The following is a 16750-nucleotide window of genomic DNA, read 5'->3' as shown; positions in this document are numbered from 1 at the left end:
ATCTCGAGGAAAGCTTCGAGTTGCAGCTCGACCTGCCGCTCGGCCTCGCCGACGAGAAACGCCGGCCCGGCACCAGGAAAGGCCTGGCACGCTTCGACGCCGACCGCGCCATCGACAAGATCCGCGAGCGCTTCGGCAAACAGGCGGTCGGCTACGGCACGGTGGCGCTGGAGGCGGCACGCTCGGTGCCCGACCAGTTCAGGGAGTTGGCGCAGAAGGAGCTGTGAGCGCGGTTGACGCCATTGGCGTCCTGAATCCGACCGCGCCGGCATTGTAACTGAGGGGCGGCAGGCCGTGAAAAATCTTGATCTCCTCACTGGTGCCTATTCGAGTAAGATGTCCCTCACACAAGCCATGGAATCTCATGTTCGCACCCTTCATCGTTTGCGCGTTGGTCACAGCTCTCAGCGCGGTTGTCAGTCTCGGTTTCTCCCTGGCTGCCATCATGAACGAAACCGGCAGCGCCCGGACAGTGGCATTGTACGGCTGTTCGCGCAGCGCAGCTTTGGTGGTCGCAAGCGCCGTGCCATTTTTTACGGGTTCGACGGAATGGCTTGAAGCCATCGCCTGGATAATGATCCTCGTGCAGGCTGGGGATGCCGTCATAGGCACCACGATCGACGACCGGATGAAAACCTTCGGCCCGGCCGGCACATCGCTCGCCAACCTTCTCGCTCTCCTATGGCTCATCCAGTCTGTTCAATGAGTTCACGAGAAACAGCTTCAGCGCGCGATATTGGTGTGGCTGGAGCGTCTTATTCCGTCTCTTCGCCATCCCAGTACCGCTTCACCCCAGCCATGTCGAAAATGCCGTCGCGCCGGCGCAAGGCGTCGACCGCCATCTTGTTGGAATCGGGATAGACGCAGACCTCGTTGGGGTTTTTCTCGCCGATCATCAGATAGCGGCACGGTCCCGTACCGCTATTGAGGAAGGAATGGCCGACCGCCAGGCCGGCGGGAAAACAGACATAGTCGCCGGCTTTCATTTCGTGGCGCTCCTCGCCAAGCAGCAGCGTCACCTGCCCCTCCAGGATCAGCGCATGTTCCTCTTCGAGCATGTGATAGTGCCTAGGCGCCAGGCGCATGCCGGGGGCCGGAGCCTCGATCAGCATGCCGACATGATAGTCGGACCGTCCCAAGGCGGCATAGGTGAGGTGTTTGGACTGACCACCGAACCGCGCCCCCTCGCCTTCCTGTTTCCACTCGACGGCATCGCTGGCGACCGGCGGGATCGGAGTGGCTGCTGCCTTGGTGACACCGGCTGTCACATCCGACGGCAACGGATCGCCGGTGGCAAGGCCGGTGTCCTCGCCGTCCCAGTAGCTTCGGGTTGCAGCGAGATCGAAGATCGCACGGCTGCCCAGCGCGCGCACCAGCACCTTATTGGAGGCGGTGTAGACGACAACGTCGTTCGGGTTGCGCTCGCCGACAATGACATAGCGGCACGGCGCGTCGCTGGTGTTGATCAGGCAATGCCCCGCCGCTGTACCGGCCGGAAAACAGATGTAGTCGCCGGCCTTCATGGCATAGGCGGCGGCGCCGACATAAGCGGTGAGCGCCCCTTCGAGGATGAAGACATGCTCCTCCTCGAAAATATGGTAATGCGCCGGCGAGGTCTGCTTGCCCGCCGGCAACTCCTCGATCGCCACGCCGACATGGTAATTCTCACCAAGCGCGGCCAGCGACAAATGCCGGTAGCGCACGCCGAAGCGCGGCACATCGGACCATTCCGTCCATGGCACGCTGTCCGATGCGAATGGCACGGGCGGTTTCTCGTCTGCCATCGGGCCTCCCTGTCGCTCTGCCCTCGTCGCATAGCCATGCTGCCAGAGGGTCTGCGTCAGAACAAAGCTGCCAGCTTCCGGCTAAGCCGCCAAGCGGTGTTCGCGACGCTCCTGACAAAGCCAGACAGGAGTCGCTCGCTTCAACTCCGGATCGCCTTGCCCGCCTGCTGCAGCAGCTCGAACGCGGCGAAGCGCTTGGCATGCCAGTCGGCCAGCGTAGCGTCGGGATGATAGACCTCGCCGAGTTCCGACATGCCGGCCATCGCCGTCACCAGGTCCTTGTAGCTCCCGGCAGCGACGGCACCCAGCATCGCCGAGCCGAGCAGCACCGGCTCGGGTGAGGTCGACGCCACCACCACCATGCCTGTCGTGTCGGCAAGCAGCTGGCGCACCAGCGGGCTTTGCCCGGCGCCGCCACTAACGACGATGGTGTCGACGGGAATGCCCTTGTCATGCTCGGCCCGCACGATCTGGCGCGCGCCGTAGCCCAGCCCGCAAACGCCGGCGACATAGAGCCCGACCAGGCTGTCGAGGCTGGTGTCGAGATCGAGCCCGGCAATCAGCGCGCGTGCATCCGGATCGGCGAAAGGCGCGCGGTTGCCGAGAAATTCCGGCACGACATGGATGCCGCCGACCAGCGCCGGCGTCGCCGCGGCTCCCTTGCGGCTTTGCGCCTGCAGCGACAGCCAGGCGCTGAGGCTCAGCCCCTCGGCCTGCGCCTTGGCCGCCGCTTCACCGGCCGCCGGGTGCATGCCCACCAGATGGTCGATGGCCGCACCGGCTGCCGATTGCCCGCCCTCGTTCAGCCACAGGCCCGGCACCATGGCAGAGAAATACGGACCCCAGACGCCGTCGACGAAGGCAGGCTCCGCGGTCGACGACATGGTGCAGGCCGAGGTGCCGAAGACATAGGCCATGCGCGACAGAACGCTGCCGAACTCGCCGCGCGCGCCGACCGTGCCGACGCCGCCGGCATGTGCATCGATCAACCCGGCGGCCACCGCGGTGCCGGGGTTGAGGCCAAGATCCACTGCTGCCTGCGCGGTCAGACCGCCGCCGAGTGCCGCACCGGCCGGCACGATCTCGGTGCCGATGCGCGCGAATGCATCGTCGGCTAGGCTGCCAAGACCAATCTTGCGGAAATAGGTCTCGTCCCAGCGGCTCTCATGCGCCAGATAGGTCCATTTGCAGGTCACCGTGCAGACCGAGCGGGCAAGGCTGCCGGTCGCCCGCCAGGTGAGGAAATCGGCGAGGTCCATGAATTGCCAGGCGGCATCGAAAGTGGCGGGCAGGTTTTCCGCCAGCCACAGCAATTTCGGCGTTTCCATCTCTGGCGAGATGACGCCGCCGACATAATTCAGCACCGTCTCGCCGCTGCGGTTGATGCGGCGCGTCTGCTCGACCGCGCGATGATCCATCCAGACGATGATGTTGCGTTCGGGTTTTCCCGATTTGCTGACCGCCAGCGGCACGCCGCCCTCGCCCAGCACCACCAGAGAACAGGTGGCGTCGAAGCCAATGCCGGCGATCGCTTCCGGCGCCACGCCAGCCTGCGCGACAGCGGCGCGCGTGGCAACGCACACCGCCCGCCAGATATCATTGCTCGACTGCTCGACAATGTCGCCGGCCTCGCGCCACACCTCAATGTCCTGCTTGGCCGAGGCAAGCAGGTTTCCCGTGTGGTCGAACACCCCGGCCCGCGCGCTGCCGGTGCCGACGTCGATGCCGAGATAGTGGGGCATGGGGGAAACCTTCGGTTTAGGGCAGTAAGGGAGTAGGGCAGTAAGGCAGTAGGGGAATAGGGAATAGTGGCTTGGCTTGGGCCCGGGCATTGAACAGCAGAGCAATCCTACTGCCCTACTGCCCTACTGCCCTACTGCCCTACTGCCCTAAAGATCATTGCTCTGTGGCAAAATCACCAGATCCCGGATCGTCACGTTGCGCGGCCGGGTCAGCATGAACATGACAGCTTCGGCCACCTCGCGCGGCTGCATCAGGCCGCCGGCGGCGAGTTCTTCCTCGAGTTTCGCCTTTGGCCAGTCGCTGACCAGCGCCGTCACCACCGGGCCAGGCGCCACAGCGCCGACGCGCAGGCCATGCTTGGCGACCTGCCGCCGCACCGTGTGGACGAAGGCCTGCACGGCGTGCTTGGACGCAGTGTAGATCGGCTCCCAGACCACCGGAACCAGTCCGGCGATCGAACTGGTGACGATGATGTCGCCGGTCTTGCGTTCGATCATGTGCGGCAGCACCGCCTGGATCGAGCGGAAGCAGGCATTGATGTTGAGGTTGAGCATCCGGTCCCAGGCGTCGGGATCGCCGGTCGCCACCTCGCCGCCGACATAGGCGCCGGCATTGGCATGGAAGATATCGAGCTGTCCGGCCTTCTCCAGAATCTGCGGCATCATGCTGGCGACGCTTGCCGGCTGCATCAGGTCGATCACCAGCGGGATCGCCTTGGGGCCGAGCTCGGCGCACAATGTATTCAGCGTCGCCTCGGCGCGGTCGACCAGCACCACGGTGGCGCCGGCCGCCAGCATATGCCTGGCGCATTCGAGGCCGATGCCTGATGCCGCGCCGGTGACGGCGGCAACTTTTCCGGACAGTTCTTCGCTCATGTCTTGCTTCCTGTTGATGGGTTCAGGCCCGGCCATGCGAGACACGCGAGCGGCGTGCCAGCGAGTCGACGATGACTGCGATGGCAAGCACGGCGCCGGTGATCATGTACCGAAGCGACGAGGACAGATCGAGCAGCGTCAGGCCGCTGGCGATCGACTGGATGACGATGATGCCGAGCAGTGCCGAATAAGCGCTGCCGCGACCGCCGAACAGGCTGGTGCCGCCGATGACGGCCGCCGCGATGGCGTTGAGATTGACGTCGCCGGTGCCGGCCTGCTGGCTGGCGGAAGCCAGGCGGGCCGCCGACAGCACGCCGCCGAAGGCGGCCAGCATCGAGCACAGCACGAAGGCGCTGGAATAGATCAGCCGCACATTGATGCCGGCGCGCCTTGCCGCCTCGCGGTTGCCGCCGACCGCCGACATCGAGCGGCCCCATTTCGTCCGCGTCAGCGCGTAATGCATTGCGATGACCAGGCCGACGAACAGGCCGAACATCCACGGAATACCGCGCGCCTGGTTGAGATAGAAGACGATGAGTTCGAGAATGACCGTGATGACGGCCGCTCGCGTGATGAGACCGCCCGTCGACGGCGCCGACAGATTGGCGGCGCGGCGGCGCGCAACGGTGCGCAGGCCGGTGACCAGCATGACGATGCCGGGAACGGCCGCCAGCCCGAACGACACGAACTTCGGCATCATCAGCAACTGGCCGAAATTCACCAGGTTCGAGCCGTAAGGTAGGTTGATCGAGCCTGTCGAGCCGAGGATGTAGAGCTGCAGCCCAAGCACCGCCAGCAGGCCGGCCAGCGTCGAGACGAAGCTCGGCATGCCGAGCCGGTTGAACAGCAGCGCATAGAGCGCGCCGATGAAGCCGCCGACGGCGATAGCGGCAAGAATGGCGAGCGCCACCGGCCAGCCCTGGTTGACCCACAGCGTGCCGACCATCGCCGAGGCAAAGCCGCTGATCGAGCCGACCGACAGGTCGATCTCGCCGACCATCAAAACGCAGACGATGCCGAGCGCAATGACGCCGACGGTGGAGCAATCGAACAGCAGATTGACCAGGTTGCTGCTCGACAGGAAGATCGGATTGATGCTGGCAAACACCGTCCAGATGATGACCAGCCCGACAATCACCGGCAGCGAACCGAGATCGCCCGAGCGGACCCGGTCGAAGAACCTGCGGATGGCGCCGCCGATCCCGGCCTCGTGCTTGACGCGCACATCGGCGCGGTCGAGCTGCGGCGGCACCGGGGCCGTCTGTTGCACGTCGCTGCTCATGGGCGTGGCTCCTGGGTTTGATCCGGCCGGGCGGTCTGGGCCTGGCGGCGCTCGGCGCGTCGCGACACCGAATTGTTCGACGCGCCGGTGATGGCGCTGACCAGTTCCTGGTTCGAGGCGTCGGGCGAGAAGATGCCGTTGTTGCGGCCAAGCCGCAGCACGACGATGCGGTCGGCAACTGCGCGCACGTCTTCCATATTGTGGCTGATGATGACGACGCCGAGGCCGCGGTCGCGCACGCGCTCGATCAGATTGAGCACTTCCGCTGTCTGCGCCACGCCAAGTGCGGCCGTCGGCTCGTCGAGCAAGATGAGCTTGGGTTCGAGCAGCAGCGAGCGGGCGATCGCCACCGTCTGGCGCTGGCCGCCCGACAGCGACGCGACGACTTCGCGGACACTCGGGATGCGCGCCGAAAGCTCGTTGAGCAGCGTCCAGGCGCGCACTTCCATCGCTACCTCGTCCAGCCGCAGCGGGTTGAGCTCGCGGCCGAGGAAGATGTTGGCGACGATGTCGAGGTTCTCGCACAGCGCCAGGTCCTGGAACACGGTGGCGATGCCAAGCGTCAGCGCCGCACTCGGGTCGGCAAGCGTCACAGGCGTGCCGCGAAAGCTGATGCTGCCCGAGCTCGGCTGATGCACGCCGGCCAGGATCTTGACCAGCGTCGACTTGCCGGCGCCATTGTCGCCGACCAGCGCCACCACCTCGCCGGCATGGACATCGAGATCGATATCGGTGAGCGCCGAGACGGCGCCGAAATTCTTCGAAACGCCGCGCAGGCTGAGCACCAGCTCGCCTGTCGGAACCGGTCCGTCCGGGGTATCGATCATGCCTGGAACACCTTTCAAAAGAACCGGTTCAAGAAATCGGATGTGCGCTGCCTGGCCGCCGCGCGGGCGGCCAGGCAGCGCAGCGGGCAAGGGTCGCGGTCAGTTCCCGATGCCCAGCTTCTTGCAGCCTTCCGCGTAGCGATCGACGCAGAGTTCGGCCGCGGTGTTGATCTTCTTGTCGATGATCTCGGCCTTCAGGTTTTCCTGCGTCACCACGGCTGGCGTGAACAGCTGCGAGGGCGTGTCGTACAGTGTCATCTCGGCCTTCGGCGTCTCGCCCGAAAGCAGCTTGATGGCGATGTTGGCGGCGGCCGCAGCCACGATCTCGCTCGGCTTGGAGATGGTGTTGTACTGATCGCCGGCGATGATCAGCTGAAGTGCTGCGATCGTCGCGTCATTGCCGGTCACCGGCGGCACGGGATCGACGCCGGCCGCCTTGAACGCCGCGATGGCGCCGCCACCGGTGCCGTCATTGGCGGCGACGACGCCGAGGATCTTCGGGCCGAAGCGGGTGATCTGGCCGCCGGCCCATTGCTGCGCCTTCGGCGGCGCCCATTCCGGCGTGTCGTATTCGGCCAGGATCTGGTAGCCGCTGTTGTCGAGGCCTGCATGGATGCCCTTCTTGATCAGGCCGGCCGCCGCATCGGTCGGCGAGCCGTTGATCTGCAAGACGCCGCCCGTGGCCGGATCGACCTTCAGCGCCTTCAGGTGCTCGACCAGCGAGTCGGCGATGGCCTTGCCGATGCCTTCATTGTTGAACGAGACATAGAAGTCAGCCGGTGCTGTCGGGATCGGCCGGTCATAGGCGATGACCTTGATGCCCTGGCTCTGCGCCAGCTTCACCAGCGAGGCGGCAGCGGTCGAGTCGACCGGGTCGAGCACGATCGCCTTGGCGCCCTGCGAGATCACCGAGTTGAACTGCTGCTGCTGGCGCGAGGCGTCGGCATCGGCATTCTGGTAGAGCACCTTGCAGCCCGGGCACAGCTTCTTCATCTCGGCGGCGAAGCCGGGATAATCGTGCTGCTCGTAGCGGGTCGAGGCCTGGTCGGGCATCAGGAAGGCGACAGTGGCGTCGGTGACCTCGGCGGCCCTGGCGATCGCGGCGGTGCCGGCCAGCAGCGACAGCGCAATTGCTGCCATGCCGGCGGACTTCCCAGCGGATTTCAATGAAAGTTTGGTCATTCGGTCTTCTCCGTTTCTGGATATGGTTGTAAGAAGGTCGTTGACTGCTTTGGTGTGAAGACACGCCTCCGCCCTCGCCCCAACTGCAATTGGGAACCAGAGCCCCGGCGCCGGCCTTTCGAGCCGCGCCGACATCCTTTTTCAAGACAAGCGCTCTCCATCGCGGACCGCGTCATGCGGGCCACGCCTTCAGGCGAAAAAGTGTTGTTCCTCCCTTGGTTCCTCCCTGGCTCCTCCGTTAAGCGGCTTTGCCCGCATTGATGTTGTCGGCCAGCAGGCGCCTGAAGCGCGAGGGCGGCATGCCCTTCTCCGCCAGGAACTGCCGGTTGAAATTGGACAAATTGTTGAAGCCGACCTCGTAGCAGATGTCGGTGATCGAGGCCTGCTCGTCGCTCATCAGGATCTGGCAGGCGAGATTGATGCGCAGCCGCTTGACATACTGCACCAGCGACATGCCGGTGTGGCGGCGAAACGAGCGTGAGAAGGCGCCGGTCGACTGGCCGGCAATGGCAGCGAGATCCGCCTCGTCGAACAGCTGCGTCAGGTTCTCCCTGATATAGGCGAGTGCCTTGTTCATGCCGGCGGTCATGTAGCCCGACGGATCGGGCCGGTAGCTGGCGCTGGCCAGCAGCTGGAATTCCTGGGCGCGGCTGAGCAGGCCTGCGATCATCATGAATAGCTCGATGCGGCGCACACCCTGCGCCTGCATCATCTCTTCCATCAATGGCGCCAGCGCCTTGCTGGTGCGGTTGGAAAACAGCACGCCGCGCCGCGACGCTTCGAGCAGGTGCCCCAGCCCCGCCAGCTCCGGCAGCACATGCATGGCGTCACCGATGAAGCTCTCGGAAAACTGGATGATGCGGCCGCGCAGCGGGATCGAGCTGTCCCTGGGGATGTCGCTGACCCAATTGTGCGGCAGGTTCGGCCCGGTCAGCACCAGATTGCCCGGCTCGAACTCGCCGATGAAGTCGCCGACGAAATAGCGGCCATTGGTGAAGATCACCTGATGCAATTCATATTCGGGATGGAAATGCCAGCGCACCGTATGGAAGGGGTAGCCATGCGACCACGCCTTGAAGGACTCACCGCGTCGTATCTGGACTACTTCCAGGTCCGGTTCCATGTCCGTTTCCTCCCAGGCCGGCACGGATCGTTGCCGCGTTCGGCCCACATTCCCTAAACCGGCCGAATTGGTTTCGGCTCTGCATTTCAAGAGCCACGGTATCGGCTCATGACAACAGGCGCCACCACGATTCAGGGCAACGGATGATACTTTTTTAACCGGGAAGGGATGCGGAGAGGCGATATTCGGGCAGGAGGGGTTGCGCCAGACGTTCGAAGCCCGTCGCCTCGCTACGTCGTCTCCCTCTGGATCACCGTCGGTTCCATGAGCACCATCCGGCGCGGATGCGTGGGGTCATCGAGAAAATCGATCAGCGCGCCGATCGCCAGATAGCCGGACTCGGAAATGCGCCGCTCGATCGTCGAAAGCGGCCGAACGAGAAGCGGTGCGATATAGATGTTGTCGAAGCCGATCACCGCGCAATCCTCGGGAACGCTCAAGCCGCGTTCGCGCAGCGCCACGGTCGCCCCCATAGCCAGCATGTCGCTCATGCAGCACATGGCCGTGAAGCTGGTGCGGTCGAGCAGCGTGCGCGTGGCCACCAGTCCAAATCGATGGTTGAAGGCACCGCACTCGATCAGATCCGGATCGACTGGCAACCCGGCCTCGCGATGCGCCCGCTCGAATCCCGCCCGCCTGATTTTCGTGTTCGACGCCTGGGGGTTGCCGCTGACGAACGCAATCCGCCTGTGCCCTGCCCGGATCAGATGGCTTGCCGACAGGAAGGCACCCGTCTCGTAGTCCGTGTCGATTCGCGCAGCGAGGCAATCGAGGTCGGGAATTTCCCGGTCCATCGATACCAAGGGTATCCTGAGCCTCTCCAGGAGGTGGGCGTCAGGAATCAGATCGCTTGCGGCAAGCACGATGCCATCGACGCCGTGACTGGCGAGGAAGGTCAAATGCGATGCCTCCTTTTCGGGATCGCTGTCGGAATTACACAGGATCGTCGAATAACCCCGCTCACGCGCGGCCTGGTCGCAAGCGCGGACGAGCTCCGTGAAATAGGCATTGAGAATGTCAGGCACGATGACGCCGATGACACGCGAACTGCGGGTAATAAGCGACCGGGCGATCGAGTTGGGCGTATAATTGAGTTCCTTGACCAGCGACCAGATTTTTTCCCGGGTCTTCTCGCCTATGGAGTGGTCTTTGCGGTTGAGGACCTTTGAAACGGTTGCAGCCGATACACCAGCCTGCCGGGCGATATCTTTGATCGTCGTTGCCACATTCCCTCGCCATTTCGACGAACGATAGCCTGTCTCTGCCGCCATCGGAACATCGGCATGCGACTAGCACGGATCGCTGTTCCAAAGAAACAGGTCGCGTGATCGACAGCCTGCGCCGTGGATTTGACATAACGCATATAACTCGTTAGGTAAACGTTTACCTAAGCTAGCCCGTCGCCGTTTGCGGGACAGGCGGGTCTGCTTGGCATCAGGCGGGCCTGCAGGGTGCCGGCTAGGTCATGGGAGGACTTATGCGTTTTCGAGCCAGGGTTTGCCTGCAGCAAGAGGGGTTCTGAATGCCGGAAGCGCGGGAGCCACGCACTGCCGCCGAGCCTCCCGGATCAGGGACGCCGGCTCCAACCAAACTGTCGATCGAAAAGCTCAACGTCAGTTTCGGATCAGTAACCGCGTTGAGCGATGTCAGCCTCGATATCGCCGACGGAGAATTCGTCTGCATCCTCGGGGCCTCCGGCTGCGGCAAGAGCACGCTGTTCAATGTCGTCTCGGGCCTGCTCAAGGCAACATCGGGAAAGATCGTGCTCGACGGCCACGATGTCAGCAACCGGCCGGGCCAGGTCGGCTACATGCTGCAGAAGGATTTGATGCTGCCGTGGCGGACCGTGCTCGGCAACATTACGCTCGCTGCGTCATTGACACGCGGCGCCACCGCGCAGGATCGCGCCGAGGCGGCGGAACTGGCCAGCCGCTACGGTCTCGGCGACTTCCTCAACCACTATCCGCATGCCCTGTCAGGCGGCATGCGCCAGCGCGTCGCCATGATGCGCACTATCGCCGCCGGCCGCCAGGTGATGCTGCTCGACGAGCCGTTCGGCGCACTCGACGCGCAGACGCGGCTTGGCATGCAGCAATGGCTGCTGCAGCTCTGGCGCGACCTCAAGCGCACCATCCTGTTCGTCACCCATGATGTGGACGAGGCGATCTATCTCGCTGACCGCATCGTGGTGATGACGCCGCGGCCGGGCCGCATCGCCGAAATCCTTACCGTCGACCTGCCCAGGCCACGGCCGCTGGAAGTGCTGACGACAGACACATTCGTCGGCCTGAAGCGGCAGATCATGCAGCATCTCTACCACTGACCGATTGGGCATTGACCAATCAGGCACTGACCTCACGGCCAATAGGGAGCACGGGAATGAACACACGGTTTGGAGCGGCGGCGGGACCGTTCTTGATCTGGGTCGTGGCCATGGTGCTGATCCTGGTCGCATGGCAGGTGCTGGTCTGGGTCTCCGGGCTGCCGCCCTATGTCATTCCGCCGCCGGCGCTCGCCTTCCAGACGCTCTTCGACAACTGGCCGCGGCTCTCGGTGCTGACCGGCCAGACGCTCTATGAAACCGCGATCGGCTATGTGCTCGGCGCCCTCATCGGCTTCCTGCTTGCTCTGGCGATGGGGCAGATCCGTGTCGTGCAACGCCTGGTCATGCCGGCGCTGATCATTTCGCAGGCCGTGCCGATCGTCGCCATTGCCGCACCGCTGGTCATCATCTTCGGCTTCGGCATCACCCCAAAGCTGATCATCGTCGCTTGGATCGTGTTCTTCCCGGTTGTGGTCAACGTGCTCGATGGCCTGGCCTCGGTCGATCGCGATATGCTCAATCTGGCGCGCCTGATGGGCGGCGGTGGCCTGCGCACCTTCGCCATCGTCAAATTGCCGGCCTGCATCGGCCCGCTGTTTTCCGGCCTCAAGATCGGCGCCACCTATGCGGTGACCGGCGCCGTCATCGGCGAATGGACCGCTTCGTCCAAGCAGGGCTTGGGCACCTATCTGCTCACCGCCAACGCGCAGATGAACACGGCCGGCGTCTACGCCGCCATGCTGCTTTTGACCGTCATCGGCGTCGGCTCGTTCCTGCTCGTGTTCGGGCTCGAGGTGCTGATGACGCCATGGCGTTCGCGTTCGACCGCACCGGCATGGGCGCAATGGAACCCCCCGAGGACCACTTCGTGAACGAGCCACCAATCTGCAAATGCCAACCAACGATAACAGGAGGAGTTCAATGCATATGACCTATACGAAGATGATCTCGGCGACCGTGGGCCTGCTTGCCCTTGGCGCCGCTTTCGGCGCGGCTCCGGCCAGCGCGGCCGACCTCACCACCGTCCGCTTCGTTTATGACTGGGCGAGCGCCGATTTCGAACTGATCCCGACGCTGGTCGCCCAGCAGAAGGGCTTTTACGAAGCCGAAGGCATCAAGGTCGATGTCATCTTCCCGCCGGACTCGCAGACCACAGCGCGGCTACTCGCCGTCGGCCAGGCCGAGATCGGCTTCGAAGCCACCACCGACGTCGTCTTCGGCGCCTCCCAAGGCATTCCGATCACCTCGATCGGCCTCTACACCAAGAGCAACAATTGGGGTCTGTTCGGCCGCCCCGGCGAGCCGCTTTCGCTCGACAACCTCAAGGGCAAATCGATCGCCATCTATACCGACTCCTGGACCAAGGCGATGATGCCGTTCGTGCTCAAGGCCGCCAAGCTGACCGAGGACGACGTCAAGCTGATCATCGCGCAGGATTCCGACACCAATCTTCTGCTTGCCGGCAAGATCGACATCGCCACCAACACCGAGAACTATCTGGTGCCGCAGGTGCAGGAGACCTTGAAGAAGGATCCGACCAGCCTCATCGGTGCGGCGGCAGGCGCGCCCGATGTCCCGGTCTGGACCTATACCGCATCCACCGCCTACCTCGCCGAACACGGCGATGTCGCCAAGAAGTGGATGCGCGCCACCATCAAGGCGACCGAATGGGCCGCCGACCATCCCGAAGAAGCCGCCGAGATGTTCACCAAGGCTTATCCGGAAGGCGGCAGCCTCGCCTACAATCTCTCCGGCTGGAAGCTCACCGCCGCCCTGATGAAAGGCGATACCGGCTACATGATGCAGGAAGACAAGAACTGGCTGCCGATCGCCCAGGCGTTGAAGGACACCGACCAGATCAAGGAAGTCCTGCCGGCCTCGAAATACTACACCAACGAGCTGCTCAAGTAGGCGCAGCCTCGCCCCTCACGACAAGGGCCATCCCGACGGGGATGGCCCTTTTTACCAGTACAAAGAGAATGGACTTTCAGGCATGGCCAAGAGCAGAATTATCCTCGATTGCGACCCCGGCGTCGACGACGCCATAGCGCTTCTCCTGGCCTTTGCCTCGCCCGATGAAATCGAGATCGTCGGCATAACGACGGTCGTCGGCAACGTCTCGCAGCCATTGACCACCCGCAATGCGTTGCGCATCACCGCCATGGCCAATCGCCAGGACATTCCGGTCTATGCCGGCTGTATCAGGCCGATCATCCTGCCGCGTGAAGAAAGGGGCGCCTCGGTGCACGGCACCGACGGCCTCGGCGACCTCGACGTGCCCGATGCCACGCACGAGATCCAGGGGCAGCACGCTGTCGATTTCATCATCGAGACGATCCTGCGCGAGCCTGGCCAGATCACGCTTTGCCCGATCGGCCCGATGACCAACATTGCACTCGCGCTGATCAAGGAACCGTCCATCGCCGGCAAGATCAAGGCCATCGCCTTCATGGGCGGTGCCGCCTTCAGCCCCGGCAACACCGCGACCGATGCGGAGTTCAACATCTGGATCGATCCGCATGCGGCACAAATCGTGCTGTCTTCCGGCATTCCGATGACCATGTTTGGGCTGGACGTGACCCGCCACGCCACGTTGACCAAGGTGAGGTTCGAGCAACTCGAGCGCGACAGCAGCCCGATCATGAAAACGGCCATTGCCATGATGCGCCACTATGGCAGCGGCGACGCCAGCCTGCATGACCCCTGCGTGACGGCGTTCCTGATTGACCCGACCCTGTTCAGGGGCGTCGACGCGGTGATCGAGGTCGACTGCGATCCGTCCGGCGCCTATGGCCGCACGCGGGCGACGCTGGTCGAGAATGGCGCCGGCAAGGGCCTGCCGGTCTGCCACGTCATCACCGAGGTCGACGACACCAGGCTGTTCCAGCTCATCGATCAGCGGCTGCGGCTTTTGTAATCAGCGCGGGCAACTATCTCCCAAACCGCGCAGCCGTCCATGCCCCACCTGCCGCATTCGAATCCACCGCCGCCGCGACAAACTTCACGCCGCGCGCGCCGTCGACGATATCGGGCACCTGCGCCGCGCGCGCCGGATCGACCGCCGCACCGGAACGGTGCGCGCGGATGATGTCGGCGGCGTCGCGGTAGAAATTGGCGAAGGCCTCGATATAGCCTTCAGGATGCGCCGCCGGCATGCGCGACACGCGCCGGCTTTCCTCGGTCGAGCCATGGCCGCCGCGCACCAGCGTGCGGGTTTCCTCGCCGTAGCGGGAGAAGCGCAGTTCTTCCGGTCGCGCGCCCGACCATTCGAGCCCGGCTTTGTCGCCATAGATGCGCACGGACAGATCATTGTAGTGGCCGGGCGATGTCTGGCTGGCCAGGATCGTGCCGCGCGCCCCGCCGGTCCAGCGCATCATCACATGCGCATTGTCGTCGAGCCGGCGCCCCGGCACAGCGGTGAACAGATCGGCCGAAACCGCCTCGGCCTCGCAGCCCGAGATGAAGCTCGCCAGATTGAAGGCATGCACGCCGATATCGGCCAGCACCGCCGACTGCCCTGCCCTTGCCGGGTCGGTGCGCCACTCCGCCTGCTTCTGGCCTTCGGCATCGATCGGCTTGGTCAGCCAGTCCTGGATATACGAACCATGTACGGAGACGATCCGTCCGAGCTCGCCCGCCGCCACCATCTCGCGCGCTTGCCGCACCATGGCATAGCCGGTGTTGTTGAGGGTGACGACGAAGCGGCGTTTTTTCTCCTTCGCGAGCGCCACCAGCGCTTCGGCGTCGGCCAGCGTCGTCGACAGCGGCTTGTCGCAGATCACGTCGATGCCGGCCTCGAGGAATGCGGTGGCGATCGGTGCGTGCAGATGGTTGGGCGTGACGATGACGACGGCCTCGATGCCGTCCGGCCGCGCGGCTTCTGCCTTTGCCATGACGCGATAGTCGGCATAGCTGCGCTCCGGCGCGATGCCGATCTCGGCGGCCGAGGCCGCGGCGTTCTCCGGGTCGGAGGACAGCGCGCCGGCCACCAGCGCGATCTGATCGTCAAGGCGCATGGCAAGGCGATGCACCGCACCAATGAAGGCATTGCGGCCTCCACCCACCATGCCGACCCGCAAACGTTGGCGCGTCGATCCGTCCGATGTTGCGTAGACCATTCTTTACTCCTCCCGGCAGACCATTTTGACGACGTGCAACCCTATGACGCCGCCGGCACTTTCGAACACAATTTCCAATTTCCATATTGTAAAACGATCGTGCCGCGCTAGCCTGAAATCATGAGTGGGGCGGGCAAAACATCGGGACGGTCGATTGCCGACGAGGCGGCTACGCGCAAGCGCGGGCGCTCGCTGGCAGCACTCGGCTACATCCAGCCACAGACCTACGAGGAACTGCGCGCGGTGCTCTCTTCCGGCACGGTGCATTTCCCCAAGCGGCTGCGCCAGGTCGCCATCTTCCTGTGGCAGCATCCGAGCGACGTGGCGCTCGGCACCATCGCGCAGGTGGCGGCACAGGCCGGCGTGCAGCCCTCGACGCTGGTGCGCTTTGCCCAGATCTTCGGTTACTCCGGCTTTTCCGATTTCCAGGGCCTATTCAAGGATCACGTCAAGGGGTCGTGGCCGGAAGGACGCGGCGAGCAGCGGACCGAGGCCGAACCCAATGCTCATCTGCATTTCCTGCACGGCATGGTCGGCGCCTCCCAGGCTTCGCTTGGCCGCATCGAGAGCGGCTTCGACGTCGAGAGTTTCGAGAAGATGGTGGCGCTGCTGGCGGCCGCCGACCTGATCTACGTCATCGGCTCCAAGCGCGCCTTTCCCGTCACCACCTATCTATCGCTGACGCTCTCGCAACAAGGCGTGCGCAACGTGCTGGTCGACAATGTCGGCTCCACTGCAATCGACCAGGTCGGCTGCATCGGCAGGCAGGATGCCGTGCTGGCGGTCTCCTTCAGCCCCTACAATTCGATCACGCCCGACCTTGTCGCGGTGGCACATGAGCGCCAGGCCTGCATCGTCACCATCACCGACAGCACCTTCAGCCCGCTCATCCGGCTGTCGGACAGCTGGCTGGAAGTTGTGGAGTCCGACTTCGCCGGCTTCCGCTCGCTGGCCGCGTCGCTGGCGGTCGGCATGGCGCTGGTCCATGGCGTCGCCGCGCGCCGCACCAAATGAGGTACCACTGGCACAATTGACTATCGGGAATTGCCGTTCCATATTTCAAAAAATAGAAACTTTGTTCCGGGAGGAGGAATGGAGCTTCAACTCAACGGCAAGGTGGCGCTGGTCACCGGCTCGACGCAAGGCATCGGCCGCGCAATCGCCGAGACGCTGGCGCGCTCCGGCGCCGGCGGCCTGCTGATCACCGGGCGCGAGAAGGTGCGCGGCGACGCTGTGGCGGCGGAGCTTTCGCAATTGGGCACGCCGACAATCTTCGTCGCCGCCGACCTCGCCGACCCGGCAACCCCTGCCCTTTTGGCGCAGGCCTGCATCGACCGCTTCGGCCGCATCGATGCGCTGGTCAACGCCGCCGGCCTGACCGACCGCGCCTCCTTCCTCGATGCCGACCTCGACGACTGGGCCTCGCTGTTCGCGGTCAACGCGCGCGCGCCGTTCTTCCTGATGCAGGCGGCGATTGCAGACATGAAGAAGCG

At 64.2% G+C, this 16750-nt stretch carries 16 protein-coding genes and 1 pseudogene; 8 read left to right on the top strand and 9 right to left on the bottom strand.

Features of this window, described 5'->3' with window-relative positions:
- Positions 1-227, top strand: a pseudogene (locus tag EN935_RS04860) (DNA polymerase IV); the annotation flags it as partial.
- A gap of 137 nt (positions 228-364) precedes the next feature.
- The gene (locus tag EN935_RS04855) at positions 365-706 is read left to right on the top strand and encodes a hypothetical protein (RefSeq protein ID WP_206532436.1); all 342 of its coding nucleotides are present in this window, start codon (positions 365-367) and stop codon (positions 704-706) included.
- 49 nt (positions 707-755) lie between these two features.
- Here the strand turns inward: EN935_RS04855 and EN935_RS04850 are convergent, their stop codons facing one another.
- From EN935_RS04850 to EN935_RS04815, 8 genes are all read right to left on the bottom strand, one after another.
- On the bottom strand, positions 756-1784 hold the full coding sequence (locus EN935_RS04850) for a cupin domain-containing protein (protein ID WP_127265510.1): 1029 nt from the start codon (positions 1782-1784) through the stop codon (positions 756-758).
- A 140-nt stretch (positions 1785-1924) separates the two neighbouring features.
- Positions 1925-3526: an FGGY-family carbohydrate kinase gene (locus tag EN935_RS04845; protein ID WP_127265509.1), complete on the bottom strand. Its 1602-nt coding sequence runs from the start codon at positions 3524-3526 to the stop codon at positions 1925-1927.
- Between the two features lie 147 nt (positions 3527-3673).
- On the bottom strand, positions 3674-4402 hold the full coding sequence (locus EN935_RS04840; protein ID WP_127265508.1) for an SDR family oxidoreductase: 729 nt from the start codon (positions 4400-4402) through the stop codon (positions 3674-3676).
- 22 nt (positions 4403-4424) lie between these two features.
- On the bottom strand, positions 4425-5684 hold the full coding sequence (locus tag EN935_RS04835) for an ABC transporter permease (protein ID WP_109660781.1): 1260 nt from the start codon (positions 5682-5684) through the stop codon (positions 4425-4427).
- The gene (locus EN935_RS04830; protein ID WP_109660779.1) at positions 5681-6511 is read right to left on the bottom strand and encodes an ATP-binding cassette domain-containing protein; all 831 of its coding nucleotides are present in this window, start codon (positions 6509-6511) and stop codon (positions 5681-5683) included. The genes EN935_RS04835 and EN935_RS04830 overlap by 4 nt, the downstream gene beginning before the upstream one ends.
- Before the next feature lie 99 nt (positions 6512-6610).
- Positions 6611-7693, bottom strand: coding sequence for a sugar ABC transporter substrate-binding protein (locus tag EN935_RS04825; protein ID WP_109660777.1), 1083 nt, complete (start codon positions 7691-7693; stop codon positions 6611-6613).
- A 238-nt stretch (positions 7694-7931) separates the two neighbouring features.
- Complete coding sequence (locus EN935_RS04820) at positions 7932-8816, bottom strand: AraC family transcriptional regulator (protein WP_109660775.1); 885 nt, start codon at positions 8814-8816, stop codon at positions 7932-7934.
- Between the two features lie 230 nt (positions 8817-9046).
- Complete coding sequence (locus EN935_RS04815) at positions 9047-10087, bottom strand: LacI family DNA-binding transcriptional regulator (RefSeq protein WP_109660773.1); 1041 nt, start codon at positions 10085-10087, stop codon at positions 9047-9049.
- Positions 10088-10338: 251 nt separating this feature from the next.
- Between EN935_RS04815 and EN935_RS04810 the strand changes: the two genes are divergently transcribed.
- The 4 genes from EN935_RS04810 (at position 10339) to EN935_RS04795 (ending at position 14056) form a co-directional block, all read left to right on the top strand.
- Entirely contained in the window at positions 10339-11139 is an 801-nt protein-coding gene (locus EN935_RS04810; protein WP_109660771.1) for an ABC transporter ATP-binding protein, read from the top strand.
- A gap of 56 nt (positions 11140-11195) precedes the next feature.
- Complete coding sequence (locus EN935_RS04805) at positions 11196-12011, top strand: ABC transporter permease (protein ID WP_206532379.1); 816 nt, start codon at positions 11196-11198, stop codon at positions 12009-12011.
- Between the two features lie 49 nt (positions 12012-12060).
- On the top strand, positions 12061-13050 hold the full coding sequence (locus EN935_RS04800; protein ID WP_164757686.1) for an ABC transporter substrate-binding protein: 990 nt from the start codon (positions 12061-12063) through the stop codon (positions 13048-13050).
- 82 nt (positions 13051-13132) lie between these two features.
- Positions 13133-14056: a nucleoside hydrolase gene (locus EN935_RS04795; protein WP_109660766.1), complete on the top strand. Its 924-nt coding sequence runs from the start codon at positions 13133-13135 to the stop codon at positions 14054-14056.
- 13 nt (positions 14057-14069) lie between these two features.
- Here the strand turns inward: EN935_RS04795 and EN935_RS04790 are convergent, their stop codons facing one another.
- Positions 14070-15257, bottom strand: a complete 1188-nt coding sequence (locus tag EN935_RS04790) for a Gfo/Idh/MocA family oxidoreductase (RefSeq protein WP_109660764.1) — start codon at positions 15255-15257, stop codon at positions 14070-14072.
- Positions 15258-15377: 120 nt separating this feature from the next.
- On the opposite strand from EN935_RS04790, the gene EN935_RS04785 reads away from it, so the two are divergent.
- Both EN935_RS04785 and EN935_RS04780 read left to right on the top strand, forming a co-directional pair.
- Positions 15378-16271, top strand: coding sequence for a MurR/RpiR family transcriptional regulator (locus EN935_RS04785; RefSeq protein WP_126069747.1), 894 nt, complete (start codon positions 15378-15380; stop codon positions 16269-16271).
- A 78-nt stretch (positions 16272-16349) separates the two neighbouring features.
- Positions 16350-16750 (top strand): SDR family NAD(P)-dependent oxidoreductase (locus EN935_RS04780; protein ID WP_127373189.1); only part of this gene is annotated, 401 nt, incomplete at its 3' end.

Source organism: Mesorhizobium sp. M7D.F.Ca.US.004.03.1.1, from assembly GCF_003998635.1.
Classification (GTDB): Bacteria; Pseudomonadota; Alphaproteobacteria; order Rhizobiales; family Rhizobiaceae; genus Mesorhizobium; species Mesorhizobium loti.
The sequence above is the reverse complement of the archived record's forward strand: the minus strand, read 5'-3'. Positions and strand labels throughout refer to the sequence as shown.